Source organism: Roseateles sp. GW823-FHT07B05 (genome assembly GCF_058794515.1).
Genome location: NZ_JBXAGX010000032.1, coordinates 1 through 3,520, shown reverse-complemented (window position 1 = coordinate 3,520; position 3,520 = coordinate 1). Strand labels below are relative to the sequence as shown.

The following is a 3,520-nucleotide window of genomic DNA, read 5'->3' as shown; positions in this document are numbered from 1 at the left end:
GCAGCGTTATGCACAGCACGCAGTTATGAACAGTTCGCGGGCTTGATCCGGCCGCAGGCCGCGATCTCCCTGGATGGACTGCCGGCAAGGGTGGCATTGAACTGGACATAAGTTCCAGGCCGGCGCATGGATGGCGATCTCACAACTGGAGATTGCCATGGACTTGATTCACTCAATGCACCCGTTGGCCAGGGCTTGGTTGCTCGACGGCCCGCTATCCTCATACGTTGAGGCATTCCAGGCGTTGCTGGAGCGAGGGCGGTACGCCGAAGGGAGCTCGGCGGCGGCCTTGCGTGGCTGGTCGCACTTTGCCCACTGGATGACGAAGTGCCAGCTGTCGGCCGAGCAGATCGACGAGGCCCTCGTCGGGCAGTTCCTGGATTCGCATCTGCCGCGCTGCGACTGCCATCCCGCGGCTCTGCGCACACGCAGCGAACTGAGCGCCAGTCTCGGGCACCTACTGGCCTTGTTGCGGGAGCAGCATGTCATCGTGGAACTGCCAGGACCCAGCGGCCCCGTCGCGGACGAACTGCACCGTTACAACGTCCACATGCGCGACGCGCGAGGCCTGGCGATTGGCACCCGAGAGGATCGGCTCGCGCGCGTCAGCCAGCTGCTGCAATGCAAAGTCGCCGGCAAGGCCATCGCCGTCGGCGAGTTGCAGCCGGAAGACGTTCGCGGCTTCATCGCGTCCGAGCTCACGCGGGTCAGCAGCGCGTCGCATGCCAGCGCGGTCACGGCGGCGTTGCGCGCCTACTTCCGATACCGCGGGACCTGCGGTGACGCAGTGAATGCCCTGCTCGGCGCCATCTCTTCGCCGGTGCGATGGAGCCAGGCATCGCTGCCGCGCGCGCTGACGACCGAGGAAGTCCAGCGTCTCGAAGCGCACTGCGCCCAAGCCAAGCGGGCACCGCTGCGCCTGCTGGCCATGGTGCGCCTGGCCTTGGATCTCGGACTGCGCGTGGGCGAGATCGCCAAGCTGGACATCAGCGACTTCGACTGGCGAGCCGGCACGGTGACCTTGAAGCGAACGAAGTCCCAGCGTCAAGATGTCCTGCCGCTGCCGGCGGTCACCGGGCAAGCGCTGTCCGAGTACGTGAGACACGAACGACCTGCAACCATGCTGCCGTCGCTGTTCGTCCGTCGGGTGGCGCCACACGACAAGCCCATCGGCGTCGACGCAGTGAGCCAGTCGATCGGGCGAGCCCTGCGAGGTGCCGACATCTCGCGCAGTTGCCACTCGTTGCGTCACACGCTGGCCTGCCGCCTGGTCAACAGCGGCAGTTCGATAAAGGAGGTTGCCGATGTGCTTCGGCATCGATCGCTGGACACCTCGCTGATCTATGCCAAGCTCGACTTGCAACTGCTTGCCGAGGTCGCTCTGCCTTGGCCCGGGAGCGCATCATGAGCGCCCCGTCATCGGCAAGCATCGACCTCGCCGCGAAGGTGGAGCAATACTTGGCCGAACGTCGGCGCCTCGGGTTCAAGCCGAGCTCTTCCGATCTCGCCGTGCGCCACTTCACTCGCTTCATGGCCGGCGAAGTTCACGACGGCGCGTTGACGGTGGACGTGATGGTCCGGTGGGCGCGCCAGGTGCAGCCTCGATACCTCGTGGACGGCCACGCCAATGTCGACACTGCAGCGCGCCGACTGGCAACGCTGCGCCCCTTCATGCGCTGGCTGCAGCAGTTCGATCCGGCCGTCGAAGTGCCCGACGACTCCAGCTTCGGTCCAATCCCGCGCCGCGTGGCGCCGCACATCTACAGCGAAGCCGAGATCGCTGCACTGATCGTTGCGGCCCGCCGACTCGGACCTTCGGATGGCCTTCGTGCCGCCACCTATGCCACGCTGTTCGGCCTGATCGCATCGGCCGGGCTGCGGGTCTCTGAAGCGCTCAAGCTGGCCGACTCGGATGCGGACCTGGGCTGCGGCGTGCTGACCATCCAGCAGACCAAGTTCGGCAAGTCCCGCATGGTGCCGCTGCACCCCAGCGTGATCGGTCCTCTGGCCGCCTACCGAGCCCTGCGCCGCCAGCACGTGCAACCGAAGCCGCAGATGACCTTCTTCGTCGGCTCGCGCGGCGTGCGCCGGGGTGAGCCGTTGGGAGACCGGCAGGTGCATCGGATGTTCTGCCAGCTTCGCGAGCAGTTGGGCTGGATTGATCGCGGCGGCCATGGCCAACCGCGGGTGCATGACCTGCGCCACAGCTTCGCCGTGAGGCGGATGATCTTGTGGCATCAGCAGGGAGCGAACCTCGACCAACGCATGCTGGCCCTGTCCACGTACATGGGCCACATCAACATCTCCAGCACGTACTGGTACCTGAGCGGCGTGCCAGAGCTGATGGCGCTAGCCGGCGCTCGATTCGAACGCTTCGCCGGCGTCGCGGAGTGCGACGATGAGTAGCGCTGACCACCGCAAGCCAGTCGCGCCGAGCTTCGCGGCGCTGGTCCAGTCCTTCTTCGCAGAGCACCTTACGCAGCAGCGCGCGTTGAGCCCACAGACTGTTGCGGCCTACCGGGACGCGTTCGTGCTGTTCCTGGACTTCGCCCAGGCGCGGCTGCACAAGACGCCAACGACGCTGTTGCTCGCCGACCTGACGCCCGCGCTGATCCTGGAGTTCCTCGATCATCTGGAACGCGATCGGCACAACACTGTCCGCAGCCGCAATGCGCGACTGGCCGCGCTGCGCTCGTTCCTGAAGTTCGTGGCTCGCCGAGACGTCACGGCACTTCAGGTCGTCGAGCATGCGCTGGGCGTGCCGATGAAGCGCTTCGAGCGGCCGATGTTCGAGTTCCTGACACGCGAGGAGATGTTGGCCGTGATCAGCGCGCCGGGAGCGGATTGGGTGAGCCAGCGAGACAAGTTAATGCTGGCGCTGCTGTACAACACAGGTGCCCGCGTGTCGGAGGCGATCGGCGTGAAGGTGGGCGACGTCGTGCTGGCCCCGGCGGCCTGCGTGCATCTGCATGGAAAAGGACGCAAGCAGCGGTCGGTGCCGCTCTGGCGCTCGACGGTCAAGGTGATCCGCGCCTGGCTGAGGTTCAACCCAGACCTGACTTCCACGTCGGCGCTGCTGCCCAACCGCGGTGGACAGGCGATGACGCGATCCAACGTGACGCAGCGCCTGGCGTTGGCCGTCAAGGCCGCAGCGCTCACGACACCGAGCCTGATCGGGAGAACGATCTCTCCGCACTGCCTGAGGCACTCGACGGCCATGCACCTTCTGCAGTCGGGCGTGGACATCAGCGTGATTGCCCTGTGGCTCGGGCACGAGAGTCCGGCGACGACGCACCAATACGTCGAGGCCGATCTCGCCATGAAGGAAAAGGCGCTGGCCAGGCTTCAGGATCCCAACGTGGTCCCACGTAGGTTCCGGGCGGACGACGACCTGCTGAAGTTCCTCAAAACGCTGTAACTATGCGCAGATCCAAAGCGCGATCGCAGTCCTCTTGCGAGGGCGGCGCCGTCGCGCCGCGGGACCAACTGTGCATAACTGCGTGCTGTGCATAACGCTGCT

At 65.8% G+C, this 3,520-nt stretch carries 3 protein-coding genes; all 3 read left to right on the top strand.

Annotated elements, in window-relative coordinates; genetic code table 11:
- Positions 1–157: 157 nt before the first annotated feature.
- Genes AC1Q7O_RS27495 through AC1Q7O_RS27485 form a run of 3 tightly spaced genes read left to right on the top strand, consistent with a single transcriptional unit; the run spans position 158 to position 3,418 of the window.
- On the top strand, positions 158–1,408 hold the full coding sequence (locus tag AC1Q7O_RS27495; RefSeq protein WP_492662628.1) for a tyrosine-type recombinase/integrase: 1,251 nt from the start codon (positions 158–160) through the stop codon (positions 1,406–1,408).
- Entirely contained in the window at positions 1,405–2,406 is a 1,002-nt protein-coding gene (locus AC1Q7O_RS27490; RefSeq protein ID WP_492662627.1) for a tyrosine-type recombinase/integrase, read from the top strand. Before AC1Q7O_RS27495 ends, AC1Q7O_RS27490 begins: the two co-directional genes overlap by 4 nt.
- Entirely contained in the window at positions 2,399–3,418 is a 1,020-nt protein-coding gene (locus AC1Q7O_RS27485; protein WP_492662626.1) for a tyrosine-type recombinase/integrase, read from the top strand. The genes AC1Q7O_RS27490 and AC1Q7O_RS27485 overlap by 8 nt, the downstream gene beginning before the upstream one ends.
- Positions 3,419–3,520: the final 102 nt, after the last annotated feature.